The following is a 22,297-nucleotide window of genomic DNA, read 5'->3' on the forward strand; positions in this document are numbered from 1 at the left end:
GCACCCTGACGCGAAGCCGTGGGCGCCGCGTCAGAGGCCGCCCGACAGCACCACGACGCACACCCCGAAGAAGATGATCGGGGCCGCCGCGATGCTGATGAGGGCGCCGATCCCGAAGCTCCGCGTGCGCGCGAAGCAGACCATGAGGATACCGCCGAGGATGAGGAGGGCGTACACCGGCGCCTGCAGCCCGGAGGCGGATCCCACCGTGAACCCGAGCGTCATCACGACGATCTGCAGGACGATCGCCCCGATCAGGCCGATCGTCACGCCCCACCCGAACGACACCCCGCCGAGCTGCCGGGGCGCCTCGGGCGGCACCGGGTGGCCGTACGGCACCGGGGATCCGTACGGCGGCTGCCCATAGGGCTGCTGGCCGGGCGGCGGCGCGTACGGCGGCTGGCCATACGGCGGCCCGTACGGCGGCTGGCCGGCGCCGTGCTGCCCGTGCGGCGGCGGCGCTCCCGGGGCGACCCAGCCCGTGGCGGCACCGGGCGCCTGCGGGAGCGGCGGCGGCGCCTGGCCCCCGCCCGCCGGCGGGACGAACGGGCCCCCGGGCGGGAGGGCCGGATCGGTGCCCTCGGGCGGCGCGGGGTCGGCGGGCTGGTCAGGCGGGTTGCTCATTCGGCACCGTCCTCTCGGGGGTGGCGGGAAGAGGCGCGGGGCCGGGGGCGCGGAACCGCCCGGTGCGGATCATCCACACGATCCGGGCGAACAGCAGCGGCAGGGTCACGAGCAGGAACAGCTGCGGCCGTGTGAACCACAGCCAGGCCACGTCGTTGCCGCGGACGAACTCGACGAGGAAGCGGAAGACGCCGTACGCGGCGACGTACAGCGTGAGGGTCTCGCCCGGCGCGATCGGGCGATGCCGCAGCCAGAACCAGAGCAGGGCGAACGCGACCGCGTGGAACACGATCTCGTACACGAAGCTGGGGTGCAGCGGCACCCCGGCCACGCTGCCGGTGTACGCCGCCGCGGCCTCGTCGAGCACGATGCCCCAGTGCGCGTGCGTGGGCGTGCCCGGCTTCTCGGTGAGCAGGCAGCCGCAGCGGCCCACGCACATCGCGAGGGCCACGGCCGGGGCGAACAGGTCACCGGTGCGTCCCGGGTACCGCACGATGCGCTTGGCGACGTGCACGCCGAGCCACGCGCCGACCAGCGCCGAGAGCATCGACGCGTTGCCGACCGACAGCTGCTCGACCAGGCTCAGGTTCTGCGAGGGGTCGAGGTGCTGCGCCCACGTGCCCAGGCGTGCCAGGAGGGAGGCCCCGGCGAGCGCGCCGAGCACGAGGTACCAGACGCGGTAGTCGGTGACGCCTCGCCGCCGCTTCTCGATGACGAACACGAGCCCCGCCGCGAGCAGTCCGAGGGCGACGAACGCCGAGTGCGTGTCGACCGGCGGCAGCCAGTCGGCCAGGTCGTGCAGGGTCGGGAACACGGCATCACCCCAGCAGGCGGATCCAGAGGCCGATCCAGAGCGGCACGGCGGCGGCCGCGAGCACCGCGATCACCCACAGGTACGCCAGCACGAGGCGGGTGTCGCCGAGCTTGCAGCGCGAGCGGAGCAGCCCCGCCCGCCGGGCGCGCGTGTAGCCGCCGATCGCGATGAGGGCGAACACGAGCACCGCCACCGGGCCGAGCAGGCAGGCCAGGAGCGCGACGGTGGTGTAAACGCAGAGCCGCAGCGGATCGAACGGGGGCGCGGGATCGCCGACCGTCGCGTCGTACCGGTTCAGCCCGTCGTACGCGCTCACGACGCCACCACCGGAAGGGTGCGGCGCACGGGGCCGAGCTGCGGGGCGAGCTCGCGCGCGCCCGTCGCGGTGGACAGCCGCGTGCGCCCGAGCGGCGCCCACGCCTGCACGGCGCAGAACGGGGCGCACTGGTGGGCGTCGGTCGTCTCGTTGACGGTCGCCACGTGCACGCAGCACTGCAGCAGCCGCTCCTCGATCATCGTGTTCATGTCCATGAAGGGCTTGACCGTGATGCGCTTGACGCGCGCGGCGAGCATCTTCCGCAGCCGCTGGTGCTGGCCGGGCAGCCGCGATGCGGCGAGCGTGGCCAGCGTGCCGATGCCGAGGTCGCAGGCCTGGCAGATGTCGCGCCAGATGTCGATCATCGAGGGGTGCGACAGCGAGGACTGCTCGCTCAGCAGGTCGAGGAGCGAGGCCTTCACGACCTCGCGGATCTTCTTGTTCACCTGCGAGTCGGCGATCCGGTTGGCGATGAGATCCGGCTCGAGATCGAGGAACTGCTTGAGGCGCTCGTGCCCGATCAGCCCCACGAGCGACTTCCACTCCCCGGCGTCGTCCTGCAGCAGGTAGCCGACCGAGCAGCAGTGCGGGTGACTGCACGGCAGCGCGGTGAGGTCGTGCCACGTGACGAGGTCGTCGGTCTGCGGGCCGAGCCGCGCGAGCACGCCCGTGTGCGTGAGCCGGTCGTCCGGATCGATCCCGGCCGAGCGGCCCGATCCGAAGACGGGCTGGATCGTCACCCCGCCGACGAACGGGGTGTCGAGCGCGCGCCGGATGACCGCGCCGATCTCGTCGTCGTTCACGCCGAGGGCGGCCGTCATGGTGAGCGTCGTGAACACGCCCGCCTCCGAGAGCCGCTCGAGGGCGCGCTCCTTGAAGCGGCGGATGTCGGCGCCGCGGTGATAGGCGGAGGACTCCTTCGACTCGCCGTCGTACTGCAGGTAGATCTCCACCCGCTCCCTGTGCTTCTTCAGCACCTCGACGAACGCGTCGTCGCCTGCGATGCGCAGCCCGTTGGAGTTGATGAGGATGCGCACGACCGGCCGCGTGACGAGGTGATCGAGCAGCTGCTCGAGCCAGGGGTAGAGCGTGGGCTCCCCGCCCGAGAGCATGAGCACGTCGATCCGGCCGTTCTCGCGGGCCAGCCGCGCGTCCACCGACGCGAGCACCTCCGCCAGCGGCGCGACGGCCGCCTGGGCGGGGCTGGACTCGGCGAAGCACGTGGGGCAGCGCAGGTTGCAGTGGTCGGTGATGTCCTCGAGCAGGATGCACGTGTGCTGCGTCTGCATCTGCGGCAGGCCGTCCTCGTACGCGCTGGGCACGGGCTTGAAGTTGCCCCTCACGTCGGGCTCGTGCATCTTCGTCGGCGCGGTCCACTGCTCGAGGTACGACAGGATCTCGGCGGACTCGTCGTACAGCGTGCGGATGAGGCCGTGGTCGGGGCATCCGCGCTCCAGCCAGATGCGCCCGTCGCGGTTCGCGAGCCAGCCCGACAGCCGCCGCACGTCGGCGAGCGGCCGATCCGGCTCCTCCTCGTGGCACCGCGGGCAGAACGCGTTGACGTACCGGTGGATGCGGTGATCCCGCAGCGGCATCCCCGCACCCGGCTGGCTCCCCATGCCGTCAGGCTAGCGGCGATGCGCTCCCGCCATGCGCTTCTCCACAGGCCGCGCGCCGCGGCGTCACGGCCGGCGGGCGATGGTGACGACGCGGGGCGCGTCGGCGTCGAGGTCCTCCGCCGAGCGTGCGGGGCCGGCGTCCGCTCCCCCGTCGCCGACGGGCCGTTCGATCTCGACGTCCCACCACGTGTCGCGCAGGCCCTCGACCTTGCCGCGGCCCCACTCCACGATGACGACCGACGCGTCGGCGTCGATGTCGAGGTCGTCGAGCTCCATCGCGTCGCCCACCCGGTAGGCGTCCGCGTGCACCAGCGGGGCGCCGCCGGTGAGCGACGGGTGCGTGCGGGCGATGACGAACGTGGGGCTCTGGATCGGCCCGCGCACCCCGAGACCGGCCGCGATGCCGCGCGTCAGCGTGGTCTTGCCCGCGCCGAGCGGGCCGGTCAGCACGATGAGGTCGCCCGCGCCGAGGCCCGCGCCGAGCCGCCGCCCGAGCTCCTCCATCTCGGCGGCCGACGCCACGTCGTGCCGCCCGAGCAGCGCGTCCGGGATCACGATGCCTCCGTCCGCGTCACGCGGGTGCCGATGCGCGTGACGATCTCGTAGTTGATCGTGCCCGCCGCCGCGGCCCAGTCCTCGACGGAGGGGGCGCCGGAAGCCGGATCGCCGAACAGCACCGCCTCGTCGCCCACCTCGACGGGGGCGTCGCCCACGTCGACGACGAACTGGTCCATCGCGATCGTGCCGGCCACGCGGAAGCGGCGGCCGCGGATCGCCACCGGCCCCGCGTTCGACGCCTGGCGCGGGATCCCGTCGGCGTATCCGAGCGGGACGAGCGCGAACGTCGTCTCACGCTCCGCGCGGTAGCGGTAGCCGTACGAGGCGCCGTGCCCCGCGGGCACGCGGCGGACCGCGGCGACGCGGGCGCGCAGCGTCATGGCCGGCCGCAGCCGCAGGTCGGCCGAGGTCGTCCCCTCCAGCGGCGAGAGGCCGTACAGCCCGATGCCCACCCGCACGGCGTCGAACCGCGCCTCGGGCAGCGTGATCGCGGCCGCCGTCGCGGCCAGGTGCCGGATGGCCGGGCGCACGCCGCGCGCGGCGGCGAGCGCGAGCCCGCTTTCGAACGCGCGCACCTGGGCGCGGTCGTCCTCGGAGGACGTGCCGCTGAGGTGGCTGAACACGCCCTCCACGCGCACCTCGCCCCGCGCGACCAGCTCGGCGGCGAGGTCGAACAGCGCCTCCCACTCCGCGGGCGCGGCGCCGTTGCGGCCGAGGCCCGTCTCGAGCTTGAGGTGCACGGCGGCCGCGCGGCCGCCGGCGCGCGCGGCCTCGGCCACGCGCCGCAGCTGCGCCACGCCCGAGACGCCGAGCTCGATGCCCGCCGCGACCGCGGGCGCGAAGTCGGCGTCCGGCCCGTGCAGCCACGCGATCACGGGCACGTCGACGCCCGCCGCGCGCAGCGCGTGCGGATCGGCGAGGTCGGCAACGCCGAGCAGTCGGGCGCCGCCCGCGAGCGCCGCGCGCGCGGCGGTGAGCGCGCCGTGCCCGTAGCCGTCGGCCTTCACGACGGCGATGAACTCGCGCGTGTGGGCCAGCCGCCGCAGCGTGCGGGTGTTCGCCTCGATCGCGGCGGCGTCGATCAGGCCCTCGCGCAGCGGTTCAGTCATGCCCCTCACCGCCCGCGCCGGGCCCCTCGAGCGCCTCGCCTGGCCCCTCGAGCACCGCGTACGCGACGGCCAGGCCGGCATCATGCGAGAGCGAGAGGTGCGTGTGCGTCACCCCGCGCGCCGCGAGGGTGCGCGCCGTCTCCCCCGTCACCACGTACGCCGGCGCGCGGCGCTCCGCCAGGCGCGGCACCTCGATCTCTCGCCAGCTGACGCCGTCCGATCCGCCGAGCGCCTTGATGAGCGCCTCCTTGGCCGCGTACCGGGCGGCCAGCGAGCGCAGCGGCAGCTCGCGCTCGTGCGCGCTGAACAGGCGCTCGGCCAGGCGCGGCGACCCCTCGATCTGAGCCTGGAAGCGGTCGATGTCGACCACGTCCACGCCGATGCCGATGATCACGCCGCGCCCGCTGCATTCACTCGACCGTGACGGACTTCGCCAGGTTGCGGGGCTGGTCGACGTCGAGGCCCTTGGCGTTGGCCAGGCCCATCGCGAAGATGTGCAGCGGCACGACGGCCAGGATCGGCTCGAAGATCGGCCCGGCCAGCGGGATGCGCAGCACCTCGTCGGCGAACGGCAGCGCCGCGACGTCGCCCTCCTCGGCGATCGCGATGACGCGGGCGCCGCGGGCGCGGATCTCCTCGATGTTCGAGACGACCTTGGCGTGCAGCGTGGCCGCGCCGCGCGGCGAGGGCACGACGACGAACACGGGCTGACCCGGCTCGATGAGCGCGATCGGGCCGTGCTTGAGCTCGCCGGCGGCGAAGCCCTCGGCGTGGATGTACGACAGCTCCTTGAGCTTGAGCGCGCCCTCGAGGGCGATCGGGTAGCCCACGTTGCGGCCGAGGAACAGCACCGACCGCGTGTCGGCCATCCAGTGCGCGAGCTGCTCGATGTGCTCCTGCTCGTGCTCGAGGATCCAGCGGATCTTCTCGGGCAGCGCCTCGAGCTCGTGGATGCTGCGCGCGGCCTCGGCCGGCGACACGGTGCCGCGGATGCGGCCCACGTGCAGGGCGAGCAGGTAGAGCGCCGTGATCTGCGCGACGAACGCCTTCGTCGAGGCGACGGCGACCTCCGGGCCGGCGTGCGTGTAGACGACCGCGTCGGACTCGCGCGGGATCGTCGCGCCCTGCGTGTTGCAGATCGACAGCGTCTTGGCGCCGAGGCGCGCGGCCTCCTTGACCGCCATGAGCGTGTCCATCGTCTCGCCCGACTGGCTGATCGACACGACGAGCGTCTCGGGGTCGACGATCGGGTCGCGGTAGCGGAACTCGTGCGCCAGCTCGACGTCGACCGGGATGCGGGCCCACTTCTCGAGCGCGTACTTGCCGACCGTGCCGGCGTACGCGGCCGTGCCGCACGCGATGACGATGATCCGCTGGATGCCGGCGAACAGCTCGTCCATGCCGTCGAGCTCGGGGATGACGACCTGGCCGTCCTTCGCGCGGCCGAGGATCGTGTTGGCGACGGCCTCGGGCTCCTCGGAGATCTCCTTCGCCATGAAGCTGGGCCAGCCGCCCTTCTCGGCGGCGGACGCGTCCCACATCACCTCGAACGGCGAGGCCTCGACGACGTTCCCGTCGAAGTCGGTCACGGTGACGGTCTCGGGCGTGATCGCCACGATCTGGTCCTGGCCGATCGCGAGCGCGCGGCGGGTGTGCTCGACGAACGCCGCGACGTCGGAGCCGAGGAAGTTCTCGCCCTCGCCCAGGCCGATCACCAGCGGCGAGTTGCGGCGCGCGCCGACGACGAGGCCCGGCTGGTCCTTGTGCATCGCGAGCAGCGTGAACGCGCCCTCGAGGCGCTTCGCGACGCTGCGGAACGCCGCGACGAGGTCGCCGTCGTGCGCCTGGTACTCGCGGCCCAGCATGACGGCGGCCACCTCGGTGTCCGTCTCGCTGCGGAAGGCGTAGCCCTGGGCGAGCAGCTCCGAGCGCAGCTCGGCGAAGTTCTCGATGATGCCGTTGTGGATGACCGCGAGGCGGTCGTCGTCGGCCAGGTGCGGGTGCGCGTTCTGGTCGGTGGGGCCGCCGTGCGTGGCCCAGCGGGTATGGCCGATGCCCGTGGTGCCCGCGGGGATCGGCGCCGCGTCGAGCTGCTCGCGCAGGCGGGCGAGCTTGCCCGCCTTCTTGGCGGCGTGCAGGTCGCCGGCGCCGTCGATCACGGCGATGCCCGCGGAGTCGTAGCCGCGGTACTCGAGACGGGCGAGGCCTGAAAGAAGGATGTCCTGGCTCTCACGGGGCCCGACATAGCCGACGATTCCACACATGCGAACGATTCTAGGTTCGCGCGCCTGGGAAACCGGACCGCGCGCGCGGATCAGACCTTGCGCAGCAGCACCGTGTCGACCGCGTGCGAGGCGCCCTTGCGCAGCACGAGCGTGGCGCGGTGCTTGGTGGGCAGCACGTTCTCGATGAGGTTCGGCATGTTGATGTCGTTCCAGTAGCCGAGCGCCGTCTGCACCGCCTCGTCGTCGCTGAGGTTCGCGAACACGTTGAAGTACGACGAGGGGTTGGAGAACGCGCCCTCGCGCAGCGCGAGGAAGCGGTCGACGTACCAGGAGGCGATGTGGTCGGTCTCGGCGTCGACGTAGATGGAGAAGTCGAACAGGTCGCTCACCGACACCCCGTTGGGCGACGGCGGCGGCTGCAGCACGTTGAGCCCCTCGACGATGACGACGTCGGGGCGCCGCACGGTCACCTGCGCGTCGGGCACGATGTCGTAGCGCACGTGCGAGTAGAACGGCGCGTGCACCACCTCGGCGCCGCTCTTGACGTCGGTGAGGAACTTCACGAGCGCGCGGCGGTCGTACGACTCGGGGAACCCCTTGCGGTCCATCAGGCCGCGCCGCTCGAGCTCGGCGTTCGGGTACAGGAAGCCGTCGGTCGTGACGAGCTCGACGCGCGGGGTGTCGGACCACCGGCTCATCAGCTCGCGCAGCAGGCGCGCGATCGTCGACTTGCCGACGGCGACCGACCCGGCCACGCCCACGACGAACGGCGTCGTCTGGTCCTCCTCCCCGAGGAAGCTCGTCACGTCGGCGCCGATCCGGCGGTGCGCCTTGGCCCAGATGCTCAGCAGCCGGCTGAGGGGCAGGTAGACCTCGCGCACCTCGTTCAGGTCGAGCCGGTCGCCGATGCCGCGGATCTGCACGATCTCCTGCTCGGTGAGCGGCTGATCCATTCCGGCCGCCAGCCGCGCCCAGTCGGCGCGCGCGATCTCCCGGTACCGGGAGTGCGGGAGGGAATCGACTGCGGCGCTCATCCGCATCATCGTAGCCGCGGGCGCGGCCGCCACCGGCGCGCTAGCGTTCTCCCATGCGTCTCGGCGTCCTCGACATCGGCTCGAACACCGTCCACCTTCTCGTCGCCGATGCCCACGCCGGCGGCCGACCGCTCGCCACGACGAGCGAGAAGTCGGTGCTGCGGCTCATGCGGTACCTCGACGAGAACGGCGCCATCACGCGCGAGGGCGTCAGGGCCCTGCTGCGCGCGGTGCACAAGGCGAAGGAGGTCGCCGAGAAGGAGGGCGTGGCCGAGCTGCTCGCCACGGCGACGTCGGCGGTGCGCGAGGCCAGGAACGGGCGCGACGTGATCGCCGCGATCGAGGACGCGCTGGGGCAGCCGCTGCTCGTGCTCGGCGGCGACGACGAGGCGCGGATGACGTTCCTCGCGGTGCGCCGCTGGTTCGGCTGGTCGGCGGGGCGGATCCTGCTGTTCGACATCGGCGGCGGCTCGCTCGAGATCGCCAGCGGCAGCGAGGAGCTGCCGCACGCCGCCCACTCCGTGCCGCTGGGCGCGGGCCGCATGACGGTGCGCTTCCTGCCGAAGGACCCTCCCGGCGAGGGCGCGCTCGCGAAGCTGCGCGAGCACGCCGCCGAGTCGCTCGCGCCGATCGCCCGGAAGTATCGGCGCCTGCCGCGCCCCGATCACGTCGTCGGCTCGTCGAAGACGATCCGCTCCCTGGCGCGGCTGGCGGGGTACCGCCGGCCCGGCTGGTCGGGCACCGAGCGCTGGATGCTGCCGCGCGAGTCGCTGGCCTCCTGGATCCCGGTGCTCGCGCGCATCCCGGCATCCGCGCGCCAGGAGCTGCCCGGCATCACGGCCGACCGTACCTTCCAGATCACGGCGGGGGCCGTCGTGCTGCACGAGGCGATGGCGGCGCTCGACGTCGAGGAGCTCGAGATCAGCCCGTGGGCCCTGCGCGAGGGCGTCATGCTGCGCCGGATCGAGGATCTCGCGAGCCGCCCCTGACGCGACCGTTCGCCGGCACGCGGGCGTTCTGATCCCGCCGCCGCGCGCCGCGCCGCCGCCGTGCCGGTCGCGTGCCTCCCCGGGCACCCGGCGCCGCCCGGTATCAGCGCGTGCGCATCCGCCTCTCCCCCTGTCAGCGGAATGATCCCGGACCGGTGAGGAGGGCGCAGCGTCATGCACGCCATGTACACCGGCGCGGTCCCAGGGGAGATCGCGCCCTTCGATGGCCTCGCCTCGCCCGCGCCCGCCGGGGTGCCGGGCGGCGCGGCGCGGCTTCGGGCGGCGCCGCCCGGCACCCCGCTCGTCGTCGCGCGGGGTGCCCGGCGCGTGGAGGCGGCCCTCAAGCGCGCCGTCGACGTGTCGCTGGCGATGACACTGATCGTCGTGCTCAGCCCGCTGCTGGCGGCGCTCGCGCTCGTGGTGCGGGCGAGCTCGCCCGGCCCGGCGCTGTTCCGGCAGGAGCGCGTTGGCCACCTCGGGCGCACGTTCGAGATGCTGAAGTTCCGCTCGATGGTGGTCGACGCCGAGGAGCGCCTCGACGAGGTGCGGGCGCTGCAGGACACGGGCAACATCGTCATGTTCAAGCTGCGCGAAGATCCGCGCGTGACGCGGGTCGGCGCCGTGATGCGCCGCTACAGCCTGGACGAGCTGCCGCAGCTGTTCAACGTGCTCGCGGGCGACATGAGCCTCGTCGGGCCGCGGCCGCCGCTGCCGCGCGAGGTCGCGGCCTACGAGCCGCACGTGCACCGCCGGTTCCTCGTGAAGCCGGGGATCACGGGGCTGTGGCAGGTGAGCGGGCGGTCGACGCTGTCGTGGGACGAGACCGTGCGGCTCGACCTGTCGTACGTGGAGAACTGGAGCGTGATCGGCGACCTGCGGCTGCTGCTGCGCACGGTGAAGGTGGTGGTGGCCCCCGGCGACACCGTGGCCTGACAGCGCGACGCTGCGGTGGTCGCTTCATCTCCGGCGCTTCGCGCCTCCGTTCAGCAACCGATGGGTGCAACCGATCGGTGCGACCCCACGGTTGCTGAACGAAGTGAGCGTCAGCGAACGAAGATGAAGCGACCACAGCAAGATCGCTCGTCGGCCGGACGAGCGAAGCGAATCGAGGCCGTGCGGCGTCTACAGCGCGAGGCGGTCGCGGACGACGGCGGCGAGCTCGTCGGCGTGGCGCTGTGCCGTCGCCTCGTCGGCGGCCTCGACCATGACGCGCACGAGCTGCTCGGTGCCCGAGGCCCGCAGCAGCACGCGCCCGGTGGAGCCGAGCTCGGCCTCCACCGCGCGCACGGCGGCCTGCACGCCCTCGTCGTCGGCGCAGCGCGCCTTGTCGACGTCGCGCACGTTCACGAGCACCTGCGGGTACACGGTCATGATCGACGCGAGCTCGGCCAGCGAGCGGCCCGTGCGCGCCATCTCGGCCACCAGGTGCAGGCCGGTGAGCACGCCGTCGCCGGTGGTGGCGAACTCGCTCATGATGACGTGGCCGGACTGCTCGCCGCCCAGGGCGTGCCCGCCCTCGCTCATCGCCTCGAGCACGTAGCGGTCGCCGACTGCGGTCTGCACCACGGTGATCCCGCGCTCGCGCATCGCGACGTGCAGGCCGAGGTTGCTCATGACGGTGGCGACGAGCGTGTCGTTCGTCAGCTCGCCGCGCTCGTGCATGGATGCGGCGAGGATCGCCATGATCTGGTCGCCGTCCACGACGCGACCGTTCGCGTCGACGGCGAGGCAGCGATCCGCGTCGCCGTCGTGCGCGATGCCGACGTCGGCGCCGAGGCGCACGACGGCGTCGGCGAGGGGCTCGAGGTGCGTCGATCCGACGCCGTCGTTGATGTTGAGCCCGTCGGGGTCGGCGCCGATGACCGTGACGCGGGCGCCGGCGTCGCGGAAGACGTCGGGCGAGACGCCCGAGGCCGCGCCGTGGGCGCAGTCGAGCACCACGTGGATGCCGTCGAGCCGGTTGGGCAGCGACGCGAGCAGGTGCATGAGGTAGCGGTCCTCGGCGTCGGAGAAGCGCCGGATCCGCCCCACGTCGGCGCCCGTGGGCAGCCACCGCTCGCGGTCGAGGTAGCGCTCGATGCGCTGCTCGACGACGTCGGGCAACTTGACGCCGCCGCGCGCGAACACCTTGATGCCGTTGTCGGGCGCGGGGTTGTGGGACGCGGAGATCATGATCCCGAAGTCGGCGTCGAAGTCGCCGATGAGGAACGCGAGCGCGGGGGTCGGGATCACGCCGGCGTCGTAGACGTCGACGCCCGACGAGGCCAGGCCCGCCGACACGGCGGCCGAGAGGAACTCGCCCGAGACGCGGGGGTCGCGCGCGATGACGGCGCGTGCGCGGCGGCCGGCGGCGCGACGCGCCTCGGCCGACCGCCCCTGGCCCAGGACGACCGCGGTCGCCTGGGCCAGGGAGAGAGCAAGGTCGGCGGTGAGGGTGCCGTTGGCAAGCCCTCGCACGCCGTCCGTGCCGAAGAGCGGCATCGGAGCCGGTCCGATCAGCGCTTCGAGAACTGCGAGGCCTTGCGGGCCTTCTTGAGGCCGGCCTTCTTGCGCTCGATGACGCGGGCGTCGCGCGTGAGGAACCCGGCCTTCTTCAGGGTCGGTCGGTTGTTCTCGCGGTCGATCTCGTTCAGCGCACGGGCGATGGCGAGGCGCAGCGCGCCGGCCTGGCCCGAGGGGCCGCCGCCCGAGATGCGGGCGATCACGTCGTACGCGCCCGTGAGGTTGAGCACGGTGAACGGGTCGGTGATCAGCTGCTGGTGCAGCTTGTTCGGGAAGTAGTCCTCGAACGTGCGGCCGTTGATCGTGAGGGTGCCCGATCCGGGGACCAGGCGCACGCGCGCGATGGCCTCCTTGCGGCGGCCCACGGCCGCGCCGGGGACGCTGACGACCGGACGGGGAGCCTCGGCGGCGACCTCGGCGTCCGGGGTCTCGGTCGAGTAGTTCTGCGGGAAGTCGGTGGTGTCGTTCGCCACGATGAAGTCCTTAGCTGCGGCGGCGCTTACTGCGCGACCTGGTCGAGGGTGTACGTCTTGGGCTGCTGGGCGGCGTGCGGGTGCTCGGCACCGGCGTACACCTTCAGCTTGGCGAGCTGCTGACGACCGAGGGTGTTCTTCGGCAGCATGCCGCGGATCGCCTTCTCGACGGCGCGGACGGGGTTCTTCTCCAGGAGCTCGGCGTACGAGACGGACTTGAGGCCGCCCGGGTAGCCGGAGTGGCGGTAGGCCAGCTTCTTCTGCAGCTTCTGACCCGTGAGCGCGACCTTCTCGGCGTTCACGATGATCACGAAGTCGCCCATGTCCATGTGGGGGGCGAAGGTCGCCTTGTGCTTTCCTCGCAGGAGCGCGGCGGCGTGCGAGGCGAGGCGGCCGAGGACGACGTCGGTGGCGTCGATCACGAGCCACTCACGCTGGGCCTCACCGGCCTTCGGGGTGTAAGTGCGCGTCACAGTAGTGCTGCTTTCTGTTCGAACGGAGACGTTCGTGAATCCCGCTCCTGTGGCTGTTCCGGACCGGATGGATCCGGAACCCGCACGGTGGAGGGCTCACGTTCGCGGTGCCCGCAGTGGACACCAAAGAGTCATCCTATCGCACGAGGGCCCGATCCGCGAACCGTCCCCGCGATGCCCTGGCGCTTCGCCCCGCGCCCGTGTCCGCCCCCGGGACGCGCGCCCCGCACCGAAGACCCCGCCCGCCCGCGCCGGCACCCGCCCGCGCGCCCGCGCCCGCACTCTGCGCGCCCGCCCCGGAGACACCGGCACCCGCCCCAGAGCCCGACCCCCTGCCCGTCCGCGCGCCGGCCCGACGCGGCGCCCCGCCCCCGGGCCGATGCGCGCGGCGCCCGCACCCGCGCCCGCACCCGCGCCGGAAACCGCGCCCGGGTTGCTGACCCGCGGCGGTCACGCGGCCCGCGTCGGCGCCTCACGCGGCCCGCCCCCGGCGCCTCACGCGGCCCGCGTCGGCGGTCCCCATCGCCACCGCAGGGGCGACTGGGGGCGCAGCTCGATACCCGGCCCGTCGGGCGGATGCAGCATCAGCGGACCGGTGCCATCCCGCCGGATGCGATAGCCACGGTGATGCAGGTTCATGTGGTGGTATCTGCACAGCAGCACGCCCCGCTCGACATCGGTGCGCCCCTCGTGAGCCGCCCATTCGTCGATGTGATGGGCTTCGCAGTACGACGCGCGCATCACGCAGCCCGGCCACAGGCACCCACCGTCGCGCACGGCCAGCGCGATCCGCTGCCTCGGGGTGAACAGCCGCTGCTCGCGCCCCACGTCGAGCGGCTTGCCGCAGCTGTCGACGGTCACCGGCACGGTGCCGGCGCTGCAGATCGCCTGCTCGACCGCCGCCGCCGGCACGGTCTCGCCGCCGTCCTCGAGGTGCCCCACGCCGGCCGGCCGGCCGGAGGCGTCGCGCGCGGCGAGCTCGTCCTTCACCACGACGAGCCGCACGCCGGGCTGCCGCGCGCCGAAGACCTTCTCGGCCTCGGCCGTGGCGCCCGCCTGGAGCACGTCGATCAGCAGGTCGTAGGCGAGCTGCTCGTTCGAGCGGGGGTCGTCGACCAGGGCGCGGGCCTTCTCGGCCTCGGCGGCGTCGACGAACCGCGGCCCGCCGCGCCGCGGCCGCAGGGCGGAGTCCATCATCGCCCGCATCCACGCGCCGCCGTGGTCGTCGAAGCGCAGCTTCGCGTGGTGGATGCCGTCGCCGTCGGTCCACATGCGGAACGAGCGCGCCTCGTGTCGCGCAAGGTACCGCGCCTGCGCTCCCGATGGGTCGAGCCGGTCGCGCATCTGCCGCCCGGCCGCCGCGAGGTCTTCCACCGTGCGGATCGCCGCCTCGTCGAGGAGCTGCTCGGCCGCGACGCGCCACGCCTCGATGGTTCCCGCCGTGGCACCGTCGGCACCCGGCTCGACGGGCGGCTCGCCCAGCCCGCGCAGGATCGCATCGGCCTGCGCCGTCGTCACCCGCCCGCCGAGCAGCGCCGCGTCCACGGGCGCGTGCCAGGGCAGCTCCATCCCCGCTCCCGCAGAACCGCCCTCTCCCGCCGAACCGCCCGGCCCTTCCGCCCCATCCCCGAACACACCGGGCTCGCCGGCACCCGCACCCGCCGATCCCGCACCCGCAGCACCCGCCGATCCCGCCGCACCCGCATCCCCCGCACCCGCCGATCCCACCGCCGAGGCGAGACGCGGGTCGTCGGCCGCCGCCGTCTGCAGCAGCGACTCGCCCACCCGCACCCGCTTCGCCGCGTCGGCGCGGGACGACCCCGACACCTCCTGCAGCAGCGCCACGGCGTTCCGATGCCCGCGCGCCTGCGCGAGGCCGCCGTGCCCCGCGTCGCGCGTCGACCTCGACGCCGCCACGCCCGCCGCGATCGTCTGCAGCCGCTCGCCCACGCGCATCAGCTCGGCTCCGAGCTCGGCCAGGCGCACCACCACCTCGTCCGACTGCCGCGCGGCATCGGCGACGTCGATCGCGGCGAGCGCCGCCACGGCGTCGATCCGCTGCTCGAGGTCGGTGAGGAAGTTCATGCTCCGATTCTTCCCCGGACCTCCGACATTCGAAGCCGGATATCCCCACGCCAGAGCGGAAATCGAAGATCCGTGGATAACTCATCCCGATCCGCCCCTGTGGACGAACCCCGACCCCTCACGGCGCCCGACCCCAGCCATCCGAGCGCACCCCCGCCGCACACCGCGATCCGCTCCCGCGGTCGACACCCGGAAGCCCCCACCGAACGATCCGCCCGGCGCGGCTACCCTGACCGGGATGCCCTCCCGACTCGCCCGAACCCGCATGCTCACGCTGACCGCGCGCGCGGCGCTCGCCCCGTACCTCGTCGCGCTCGCGCTGATCGTGTGGCTGCCCGCCGACCAGGCCGGCCGGGTCACCGGCGTCGTCGCCGAGGCCGCCCGGGTGCTCGTTCCCCTCGGCGTGCCGTTCGACGTCGGCTACACCGTGCTCGAGATCCTGGCGAACATCGCGCTGTTCGTGCCGTTCGGGGCGCTGCTCGTGTGGAGCTGGCCGCGTCTGCGGCCCTGGCACGTGCTCGTGCTCGGCCTGGGCACGAGCGTGGTGATCGAGCTCGTGCAGTTCGCGATCCCCTCCCGGTTCCCCACGCTCAGCGACGTCGTCGCGAACGGCACGGGCGCCCTCGTCGGCGCCGTCCTGGCCCGCCTGCTCACCCGCACCGCGCCTGCCCACACCACCCCCGGCCGGTAACGGGCAGCCCCCGCGCGCACCCACCGGCGGCGTCCGCCGAGGCGGGCGTGCTTGAATACCCCGGTGGACAGCGAGAACCGCCCCGTAAGCCGCCGCGAAGCACGCCAGCAGCGTCGGGACGTCGAGCCCGCCCCGGCCCCGCGAGACGACGACGCCGAGACGACCGCGCTCCCCGCCGAGCACGACGCATCCGCCGCCGACGCATCCCCCGACGCATCCGCCGACCGCCCGGAGCGATCCCGCCGTCGCCTGTGGATCTGGCTCACGGTCGTCGTCGTCATCGTGGCCCTTCTCGTGGCCGGCGGCCTCGCGGCCAAGCGCCTGTACGACCAGGCGATGGGCGTGCGCGCGCAGCTCGAGTCGGCGATGACGGATGTCGCCGAGGCGCAGCGGGCGGTGCTCGCGGGCGAGTCGGATGCGGCCACGGCCGCGGCCAGCCAGCTGAGCACGAAGACGCGCGCCGCGGTCGCGGGCTCCAGCGGCACGCTGTGGGGCCTGGCCGAGGCCGTGCCCTTCATCGGCGACGACCTCGCCGCCGTCCGCCTGGTCGCCGAGGCGACGGATCACCTGGCCGCCGAGGTGGTCACGCCCGCGGCGTCGATCAGCCTCGACACCTTCCGCCCGCAGGACGGCCGGATCGACGTGCAGGCGGTCGCGGATCTCGTCCCCCTCATCGACCGGATCGACGCCGGCGTGAACGACGCGGTCGACACGCTCGAGCCGATCGACCGATCCGCCCTCATCTCGCAGGTCGCGGGCGGCGTGAAGCAGCTGGACGACGCCCTCTCGGAGATCCAGCCGATGATCCAGCCGGTGCGCGACGTGGCGAGCGTGCTGCCGAACGCGCTGGGCGCCAATGGGCCGCGGAACTACCTGCTGATGTTCCAGGGCAACTCGGAGGCACGGAGCCTGGGTGGGAACGCGGCCGTCTTCACCGTGATGCGAGCCGACAACGGCGTCATCAGCACGACCGCGAATATCACCAGCCAGGACTTCCATAACGTGCTCGCTGAGCCGGTGGTCCCGCTGGATCCCGAAGCGGTCAACATCTACGGCGACAAGATCGGCCGCTATACGGCGGACTTCACCATGGTCCCCGACTTTCCGACGGCGGTCGGGATCCTCGACGGCTGGTGGGACCGGGAGGGCTTCCCCGACACCAGCGCCGTCGTCTCGTTCGACCCCGTCGCGCTGTCGTACATCCTCGCCGCGACGGGGCCCATCGAGCTGCCCACCGGAGACGTGCTGACGCCGGAGAATACGGCCTCGCTGCTCCTCAACGAGGTGTACTTCAGGTACACCGACCCGCAGGAGCAGGACGCTTTCTTCACCGCCACGGCGGATGCGGTCTTCGCGAAGGTCACGAGCGGAGACTTCGCGCCGCCGGCGTTCTTCGCGGCGCTTGGCCGAGCCGTGGAAGAAGGCCGACTGATGTACCACAGCGACGATCCGACCGAGATGAAACTCGTCGCGCAGACACGGATGCACGGTGTCATGCCCGAGGACACGGCCGATCGCACGATCCTCGGCGTGTACCCCAACGACAACACCGGGTCGAAGATGAGCTACTACCTCGATATGGGCGTCAACTCCTGTGTCTCGGGTACCAGCCTGCGGGGCGACGTCACGCTGACCTCGAGCATCTCCCCCGAGGAGGCGGCCACGCTGCCGCGCTACATCTCTGGCCCCTACTTCACCCCTGGAGAGATCAGCACGTACGTGACCATCTACGGCCCGCAGGGTGCCGAACTATCCAGCATCACCGTCGACGGAGGGCCCGCCGCGGTCCTCAGCTCAGGCCAGCACCTGGGCAGGCCTGCGTTCAAGGTCGAGGTTCTGAATCGCTTCGCTGACTCGCACGTCGTGTCATTCGAGTTCACCGGATCAACCGAACTCGGACCAGTGGAGGTCTGGCACACACCGATGGTGCGGGACACGGAAGTCGATTCATCCTGCGAATAGCGGGCACGTCCTGCCTCCGACGCGCTCGCATGGCCTGCGACGGAATCGACTACGAGCCCCTAGCCCACTCCCTTCACGGGAGGCGTCATGTCGCGGAGCAAGTCAAACACGTGGGCCCCACCGGCCTGCGAACGCCAACTCTCGTACGCGGCGGCCGCGGCGCGACGCCGGTCCAATCTCTGGGCAGGCGACATCGCAGCAATACGGACGACGACAGCACGCCAGTCACCCACTGACGGCGAGGGCACGACCACGCCGGCACCTGCGTGCAGCAACTCGGTCCACGGCGTAGTGTCATTCGTGACGACCGGACATGCAGCTGACAGAGACTCAGCGATGACATGCCCGAAGTTCTCTCCGGCGGTCGGGAAGAGCATCGCGTCATAGTCGTGCAGCGTGGCTCGGACGGCCTCCGGCCGGAGCGCTCCGCGGAATCGGACCGTGACCGTCTCGGCGATCCTCTCAGCGGCGGCCCGACATTCAGCCACGTATCGCGCGTCCTCTACCGGACCGTACACATCGAACTCCATCGGGATGTCCACGTCCCGCATCGCTTGCAAGGCCGTGAGCAGCCCCTTCTTCGGAGACAGCCGGCTCACAAAAACCGCGCGCAGCGGACCACCACGCAGACTCGGCGACAAGGCTCGCTCGGGAAGCAACGTCTCGTTCTCCCGCACCACAACAGCCGCATCCGCGCCATGCACGGAACGGATATGACGCTCCTCGCGCGTAGACGATGCGTGCCACGTCACTCGCGCGGCGAGGCGCAGCACACGATCTGCCGCATTGAATACACGCTTTTTGAGTGCCCGAATCTGAAGAGCCCCGGGATCGAGTTCTCCTCGGGGTGCGAGAAGCACCTTCATACCGCGACCCCAGAACCCGGAGGCGACGAGCAGCCGAGGGAGAACGGAAAATGGCACGTTGTACAGGCTGTTGAGGTAGACGACGTCGGGCCGAATACGTCGGATCTCAACGTACATCGCCCAGAGGTCGGATAGCCTATCGACCGACGCGTAATAGACCTCAAGGCCGAATCTCTTCGACCACTCATTACTCTGCACTGGGAGCCTCAGGGCATCACCTGCGTCTCGGTCGGGCGCAAAGACCCTCACGTCGTACCCAGACGGCGCCGATCTGGTAAGTGCGTCCAAAGTTCTCGCTGGACCGCCGCCGCGAAAGGCGGGGGGAAAGGACGGAGCGAGGACCGCGACGACAACGTCGCCTCCGCGTGGCGAGAGTTTCATCGATACGCCCCCCCGCGATCAGACGAATCAGCGGGCAGTCCCATCGTTCTTTTTCGGTCGTCTCCGCCGCGCGCATTACGCGGATTCCGCCAAGCGGAGCCCGTTTCACCCGTGACATGTCGATCCTCGGCGTCCATCTTCACTGCCGCAACAATCGACACAAAGAACACCAGGAGCATCGGCGCTGAGAACGAGAGAATCCAGCTCTCGAATACCGAGTGAACCGCCGCAGCCAGCACGAGCGAGATCCCACGCGGACGCGACGAGGAGAAGTTCACAATAAGGCCGAGGTACATAACAATCAAGCCAGCAAGCCCGATGAATCCGCCCATGATCCCAGCTGCGAACGGAGATCCCGCGATCTGAATATCGAGAGGCAACTGACCGACTCCGGTCCAGAAGGAGGTGTCCAGTGTCTGGGACATGACATCGAATCCCACTGATCTGGTGTCCGTCGTACGGAACAACGCGACGTTCGCCAGAAAACCGGGGTTGATGATCCACATGAGGGCGCCGAGCACGAGTCCGACCAGCACGCACCAGCGAGCCCTTCGGACGCCAGCCACTGCCAGGGCGATAACCGCAACACCCAAAGCGAGAAGACTCGCCCGACTTGCACTTAGCAAGAGACAGAGAGAAACTACTACGACGCCTATCACCCACGTGCGCGTCCTGGTGATCAGCAATGCAACGCCAAGCGCAAACGCTACATATCCTAGTCCGTTCGCATTCTCCATTACACCACGTAGCCGATCATGCTCGATCGTCACCGCGGGCGCAACGTAATAGCCCACAAGCGAAGCTATGCATATCGCGTACAGCGCCAGGACGAGGCCCTGACTCACTTGAGTGACGCTGTAGTAGCCGAGGAGAACGACGACGAGAGCCGCGACCAGAGCGAAGGAGACCAGCCCATAGAAGAAGCCAGCAATTTGGCCATGCGCGAACTCGGCGCCAATGAGGTAGACGAAGTAGCCTATACCGACAGTCAGCATCGCCCTTGCGGGCCCAGGGAACGAGGCGCGCGCGGCAAGGCGCTTTCTCCACAGAACCGGGACGAGCACGACAACCAACCCAGCGACCCGGAACGGGATACTCAGCGTTTCAGACCCCGGAATGCTACTGCTCGCCAGCAGGAAGAGAACCGTCGCAAGGGCGACTACGAACACGATGTACCTCCGCCAGCACCGTTGTGCCCGCTCGTCTGCAGCCACGGAGCGACGTCGCTGGGGACGCCTTCCCCGGCGTAGCTAGACGAAAGTAGTCTGAGCAGGTACTTTCCCGCGCGCTCGGACGCGATCGACTCCGAGTAGCGCGCCGCCCGTTCGCTCCATGTCTCGACGGCCTGCGGACGGTCGATCACACGTTGCATTGCGCGCGCTAACGCCCGCGCGGAGCGCCCTGCGACGACTTCGCCCGCGCCGCTGGCTTCAACCAGTTCATGGCTTACGGCTTCGTCCGTCGCTATGACACCCCTCCCCGCCGACAGTGCCTCGTTGACGACCACGTTCCAGCCATCGAAGCGGCTCGGCACGACCACGACGTCGTGTTGCACGATCGCAGACCATACCTCGTCAGGACTGGCAGATCCGGGCGCGTCCACCCGCTCCTGCCGTCGCGCCCATTCGTTCACAGCAGACACCAGATCGCCGTGCCCGCCGACGAGCGTGAGATGCCAGTCTCCGCGCAGTCGCCTAGTGGCGTCCATGAGGATATCCGTCCCCTTGGTGTAGCGCGACAAACGGCCGACGTACAGGAACCGAACCGGTCGTCCGCCCCCATGCGGGGGCCTCGCTGGACGTCCTCTCGCAACCGGCACGTACATGAAGGGGGCCATCGCCCGTTCCGGCCAGCCGTAGCGAGCAAAGGACAGCACGCCGCGCTTTCCCAACGGCAATAGCAGACCGACGCGTCGCCTGTACCGCCGAACGAGCCACCAGTACTTGAGCGGGACAAAGAACCGTCCAGCAGTCCGTTTCAGGAGAGGCCCGTAGGCGCCTGGACGCTCCGTGAACACAGCGACACGCTCAGGCGGGACCGCGCGCACCACACGCTCCAGCGCTCGCCCAGTCGAGCTCGAGAGGCCCGCGACCAAGTGCATCGCGTTAGGTGTCGCGCGGATGATCTCGTCAGCGAACTCCGCGATCACCCGCTCGCCTCGGAACCACACGTGGCGGGCATCATCGTCCGCCGGCGTGTTCCATCCCATTGCGACTCGTTCCTGGCGCAGGGAGCCCAGGACCGCATAGCGCACGCCGGTGGGCCAGTGGGATTCGAGATACGCGAAGGCGCCCTTCTCGACGAACGGCGGCGAGTTGACCCAGATCACGAGTGGTCCATCAGGCATTGCAGTCCGCCCTCCTACGCTCGAGTAGCCGCGCCGATGCTGACGTCAGCACACTCGTGACCTCGGCCCCGAGAAGACCCCAAGCCAGTACCTCGATCGAACCATTCGCCAGCGCAACGATGCCCCCAACAATCCCGACCGCAGTCGCCGCGGTGCGCGACAGCATTGCGTGCTTTGTCTGGCCGGCCGCCATGAACTGGAACTCGAACATCCTGGACGCCACAGCGGCCGGGATCAACGCAGCCAATGCTACCCAGTACGCCTCCGGCCGGGACATCGCCGCCAGGCCTAGGAAACTGGTCAACGGCTCTCGCCACACCACCATCACCACGGCGGCGAACAGGGCAGCAGCCAGAAGCAACGCGTCCACACGACTCGCCCACTTTAGGTTGAGCCGGTGCTGCGCACGCACCGCGAGAGTGGTCTGCAGCCCGCTGACTAACGCTCCAGAAGCGTTCTGCTGAGAGCTCAGGACGGCTTGAAATCCTCCCGCAACCGGAATGGGAGCGACGAGAGGACCAATAAGCGACCCGAGCCGGTCGCATGCCGAGTACAAGATCGATGTGCTTGTCAGTTTGGTCTCGTACGCAAGAGTGAGGACCTTCTTATGAAGGAGCTTTGGCCCGGGGCGCGCCGGGTCGTTACGCGCCGCGAAGTACAGCATCCCGGCCCGCAGAATTGCGCCTCCCGCCATCGCGTACGCGAAATCGACCCCACCCACAACAATGACGAGAGACATGAGACGCCCCGCGATGTCCGCCGCCAGCAGGTGCCAGGTGCGCAAGTGGCGCCGCAAGTATGCTGCGTCAAGCTCTGCGCCCACGCTCGCCAACGTGGACAGCCCTCCGGCTAGCACGCCAAGCAGATGCAGCGCGCCTAGTCCGGCGTATAGCCCAGCCGCTGCGCCACTCGCGAGGACGACCGCGGGGAGCACGACCAGCGCGCGAACTACCCGGACTGCATGCTGCTGTTCGACGCCGCCCGTCATATAGGCAAACGTCGTTCCACCGCCGACGAGCACGGATGTCAGCGCTGCTACTCCAGCGCCGGCCGCGAATGAGGTAATGCTCGCGAACTGCCCCTGATTCGTGGCAACCACCAGCACGCCCAGCGCGATCACCGCCGCGATGACGGAGCCCACAGGCTGGAGCAGCGCGCGAAACGCTGGTCGGCGCGGCGATCGATCGGGGAAATCGGTGGTGCTCAAGGCAGTCTGTGATCGTGTCCGA

The 22,297-nt window shown here is 70.9% G+C and carries 21 protein-coding genes; 4 read left to right on the plus strand and 17 right to left on the minus strand.

The window, feature by feature from the left end; all coding sequences use genetic code 11:
• Positions 1-30: 30 nt before the first annotated feature.
• The 9 genes from ACYVJ0_RS07040 to coaA form a co-directional block, all read right to left on the minus strand.
• Complete coding sequence (locus tag ACYVJ0_RS07040; protein WP_460816913.1) at positions 31-624, minus strand: hypothetical protein; 594 nt, start codon at positions 622-624, stop codon at positions 31-33.
• Complete coding sequence (locus tag ACYVJ0_RS07045) at positions 608-1,438, minus strand: prolipoprotein diacylglyceryl transferase (protein ID WP_449854917.1); 831 nt, start codon at positions 1,436-1,438, stop codon at positions 608-610. The genes ACYVJ0_RS07040 and ACYVJ0_RS07045 overlap by 17 nt, the downstream gene beginning before the upstream one ends.
• 4 nt (positions 1,439-1,442) lie before the next feature.
• Positions 1,443-1,754, minus strand: coding sequence for a hypothetical protein (locus ACYVJ0_RS07050; RefSeq protein WP_449854916.1), 312 nt, complete (start codon positions 1,752-1,754; stop codon positions 1,443-1,445).
• A complete protein-coding gene (locus ACYVJ0_RS07055) occupies positions 1,751-3,373 on the minus strand; it encodes a radical SAM protein (RefSeq protein ID WP_460816914.1) in 1,623 nt (540 codons plus the stop codon). Before ACYVJ0_RS07055 ends, ACYVJ0_RS07050 begins: the two co-directional genes overlap by 4 nt.
• Positions 3,374-3,436: 63 nt before the next feature.
• Positions 3,437-3,877: a tRNA (adenosine(37)-N6)-threonylcarbamoyltransferase complex ATPase subunit type 1 TsaE gene (gene tsaE / locus ACYVJ0_RS07060; protein ID WP_460817132.1), complete on the minus strand. Its 441-nt coding sequence runs from the start codon at positions 3,875-3,877 to the stop codon at positions 3,437-3,439.
• A 47-nt stretch (positions 3,878-3,924) separates the two neighbouring features.
• Positions 3,925-5,040, minus strand: coding sequence for an alanine racemase (gene alr, locus ACYVJ0_RS07065; RefSeq protein ID WP_460816916.1), 1,116 nt, complete (start codon positions 5,038-5,040; stop codon positions 3,925-3,927).
• Positions 5,033-5,434, minus strand: coding sequence for a holo-ACP synthase (locus ACYVJ0_RS07070; protein WP_449854913.1), 402 nt, complete (start codon positions 5,432-5,434; stop codon positions 5,033-5,035). The genes alr and ACYVJ0_RS07070 overlap by 8 nt, the downstream gene beginning before the upstream one ends.
• Positions 5,435-5,450: 16 nt before the next feature.
• Positions 5,451-7,304, minus strand: coding sequence for a glutamine--fructose-6-phosphate transaminase (isomerizing) (gene glmS, locus ACYVJ0_RS07075; RefSeq protein WP_460816918.1), 1,854 nt, complete (start codon positions 7,302-7,304; stop codon positions 5,451-5,453).
• Between the two features lie 50 nt (positions 7,305-7,354).
• On the minus strand, positions 7,355-8,299 hold the full coding sequence (coaA, locus tag ACYVJ0_RS07080) for a type I pantothenate kinase (RefSeq protein WP_460816919.1): 945 nt from the start codon (positions 8,297-8,299) through the stop codon (positions 7,355-7,357).
• A 53-nt stretch (positions 8,300-8,352) separates the two neighbouring features.
• Between coaA and ACYVJ0_RS07085 the strand changes: the two genes are divergently transcribed.
• Both ACYVJ0_RS07085 and ACYVJ0_RS07090 read left to right on the plus strand, forming a co-directional pair.
• A complete protein-coding gene (locus tag ACYVJ0_RS07085; RefSeq protein ID WP_460816920.1) occupies positions 8,353-9,288 on the plus strand; it encodes a Ppx/GppA phosphatase family protein in 936 nt (311 codons plus the stop codon).
• A 174-nt stretch (positions 9,289-9,462) separates the two neighbouring features.
• Complete coding sequence (locus ACYVJ0_RS07090; RefSeq protein WP_460816922.1) at positions 9,463-10,221, plus strand: sugar transferase; 759 nt, start codon at positions 9,463-9,465, stop codon at positions 10,219-10,221.
• Positions 10,222-10,410: 189 nt separating this feature from the next.
• On the opposite strand, the gene glmM is transcribed toward ACYVJ0_RS07090, so the two are convergent.
• From glmM to ACYVJ0_RS07110, 4 genes are all read right to left on the minus strand, one after another.
• Positions 10,411-11,769 (minus strand): phosphoglucosamine mutase, encoded by a 1,359-nt coding sequence (gene glmM / locus ACYVJ0_RS07095; protein ID WP_460816924.1) that lies wholly within the window; start codon positions 11,767-11,769, stop codon positions 10,411-10,413.
• 14 nt (positions 11,770-11,783) lie between these two features.
• Complete coding sequence (gene rpsI, locus ACYVJ0_RS07100; protein ID WP_449854908.1) at positions 11,784-12,263, minus strand: 30S ribosomal protein S9; 480 nt, start codon at positions 12,261-12,263, stop codon at positions 11,784-11,786.
• A gap of 26 nt (positions 12,264-12,289) precedes the next feature.
• Positions 12,290-12,736: a 50S ribosomal protein L13 gene (gene rplM, locus ACYVJ0_RS07105; RefSeq protein ID WP_449854907.1), complete on the minus strand. Its 447-nt coding sequence runs from the start codon at positions 12,734-12,736 to the stop codon at positions 12,290-12,292.
• A gap of 495 nt (positions 12,737-13,231) precedes the next feature.
• The gene (locus tag ACYVJ0_RS07110) at positions 13,232-14,821 is read right to left on the minus strand and encodes an HNH endonuclease signature motif containing protein (RefSeq protein WP_460816927.1); all 1,590 of its coding nucleotides are present in this window, start codon (positions 14,819-14,821) and stop codon (positions 13,232-13,234) included.
• A gap of 238 nt (positions 14,822-15,059) precedes the next feature.
• Between ACYVJ0_RS07110 and ACYVJ0_RS07115 the strand changes: the two genes are divergently transcribed.
• Complete coding sequence (locus ACYVJ0_RS07115) at positions 15,060-15,512, plus strand: VanZ family protein (protein WP_460816928.1); 453 nt, start codon at positions 15,060-15,062, stop codon at positions 15,510-15,512.
• A 63-nt stretch (positions 15,513-15,575) separates the two neighbouring features.
• The gene (locus ACYVJ0_RS07120; protein ID WP_460816929.1) at positions 15,576-17,474 is read left to right on the plus strand and encodes a DUF4012 domain-containing protein; all 1,899 of its coding nucleotides are present in this window, start codon (positions 15,576-15,578) and stop codon (positions 17,472-17,474) included.
• A gap of 59 nt (positions 17,475-17,533) precedes the next feature.
• Here the strand turns inward: ACYVJ0_RS07120 and ACYVJ0_RS07125 are convergent, their stop codons facing one another.
• The 4 genes from ACYVJ0_RS07125 to ACYVJ0_RS07140 all read right to left on the minus strand — a co-directional run bounded on the left by ACYVJ0_RS07125 (position 17,534) and on the right by ACYVJ0_RS07140 (position 22,275).
• Positions 17,534-18,538 carry a glycosyltransferase gene (locus ACYVJ0_RS07125; protein ID WP_460816931.1) on the minus strand — a complete coding sequence of 335 codons (1,005 nt, stop codon included), beginning with the start codon at positions 18,536-18,538 and terminating at the stop codon, positions 17,534-17,536.
• Positions 18,539-18,717: 179 nt separating this feature from the next.
• Positions 18,718-19,935, minus strand: coding sequence for a hypothetical protein (locus ACYVJ0_RS07130; protein ID WP_460816932.1), 1,218 nt, complete (start codon positions 19,933-19,935; stop codon positions 18,718-18,720).
• The gene (locus tag ACYVJ0_RS07135) at positions 19,881-21,050 is read right to left on the minus strand and encodes a glycosyltransferase family 4 protein (RefSeq protein ID WP_460816933.1); all 1,170 of its coding nucleotides are present in this window, start codon (positions 21,048-21,050) and stop codon (positions 19,881-19,883) included. The genes ACYVJ0_RS07130 and ACYVJ0_RS07135 overlap by 55 nt, the downstream gene beginning before the upstream one ends.
• A 10-nt stretch (positions 21,051-21,060) precedes the next feature.
• Positions 21,061-22,275 (minus strand): hypothetical protein, encoded by a 1,215-nt coding sequence (locus ACYVJ0_RS07140; protein ID WP_460816935.1) that lies wholly within the window; start codon positions 22,273-22,275, stop codon positions 21,061-21,063.
• Positions 22,276-22,297: the final 22 nt, after the last annotated feature.

The organism is Microbacterium petrolearium, from assembly GCF_054782875.1.

Bases quoted from the DNA above. Each gene is read 5' to 3' on its own strand.
- ACYVJ0_RS07040 (WP_460816913.1), bottom strand. From the start codon at position 624: ATGAGCAACCCGCCTGACCAGCCCGCCGACCCCGCGCCGCCCGAGGGC.
- ACYVJ0_RS07055 (WP_460816914.1), bottom strand. From the start codon at position 3,373: ATGGGGAGCCAGCCGGGTGCGGGGATGCCGCTGCGGGATCACCGCATC.
- tsaE (WP_460817132.1), bottom strand. From the start codon at position 3,877: ATGGAGGAGCTCGGGCGGCGGCTCGGCGCGGGCCTCGGCGCGGGCGAC.
- alr (WP_460816916.1), bottom strand. From the start codon at position 5,040: ATGACTGAACCGCTGCGCGAGGGCCTGATCGACGCCGCCGCGATCGAG.
- glmS (WP_460816918.1), bottom strand. From the start codon at position 7,304: ATGTGTGGAATCGTCGGCTATGTCGGGCCCCGTGAGAGCCAGGACATC.
- coaA (WP_460816919.1), bottom strand. From the start codon at position 8,299: ATGAGCGCCGCAGTCGATTCCCTCCCGCACTCCCGGTACCGGGAGATC.
- ACYVJ0_RS07085 (WP_460816920.1), top strand. From the start codon at position 8,353: ATGCGTCTCGGCGTCCTCGACATCGGCTCGAACACCGTCCACCTTCTC.
- ACYVJ0_RS07090 (WP_460816922.1), top strand. From the start codon at position 9,463: ATGCACGCCATGTACACCGGCGCGGTCCCAGGGGAGATCGCGCCCTTC.
- glmM (WP_460816924.1), bottom strand. From the start codon at position 11,769: ATGCCGCTCTTCGGCACGGACGGCGTGCGAGGGCTTGCCAACGGCACC.
- ACYVJ0_RS07110 (WP_460816927.1), bottom strand. From the start codon at position 14,821: ATGAACTTCCTCACCGACCTCGAGCAGCGGATCGACGCCGTGGCGGCG.
- ACYVJ0_RS07115 (WP_460816928.1), top strand. From the start codon at position 15,060: ATGCCCTCCCGACTCGCCCGAACCCGCATGCTCACGCTGACCGCGCGC.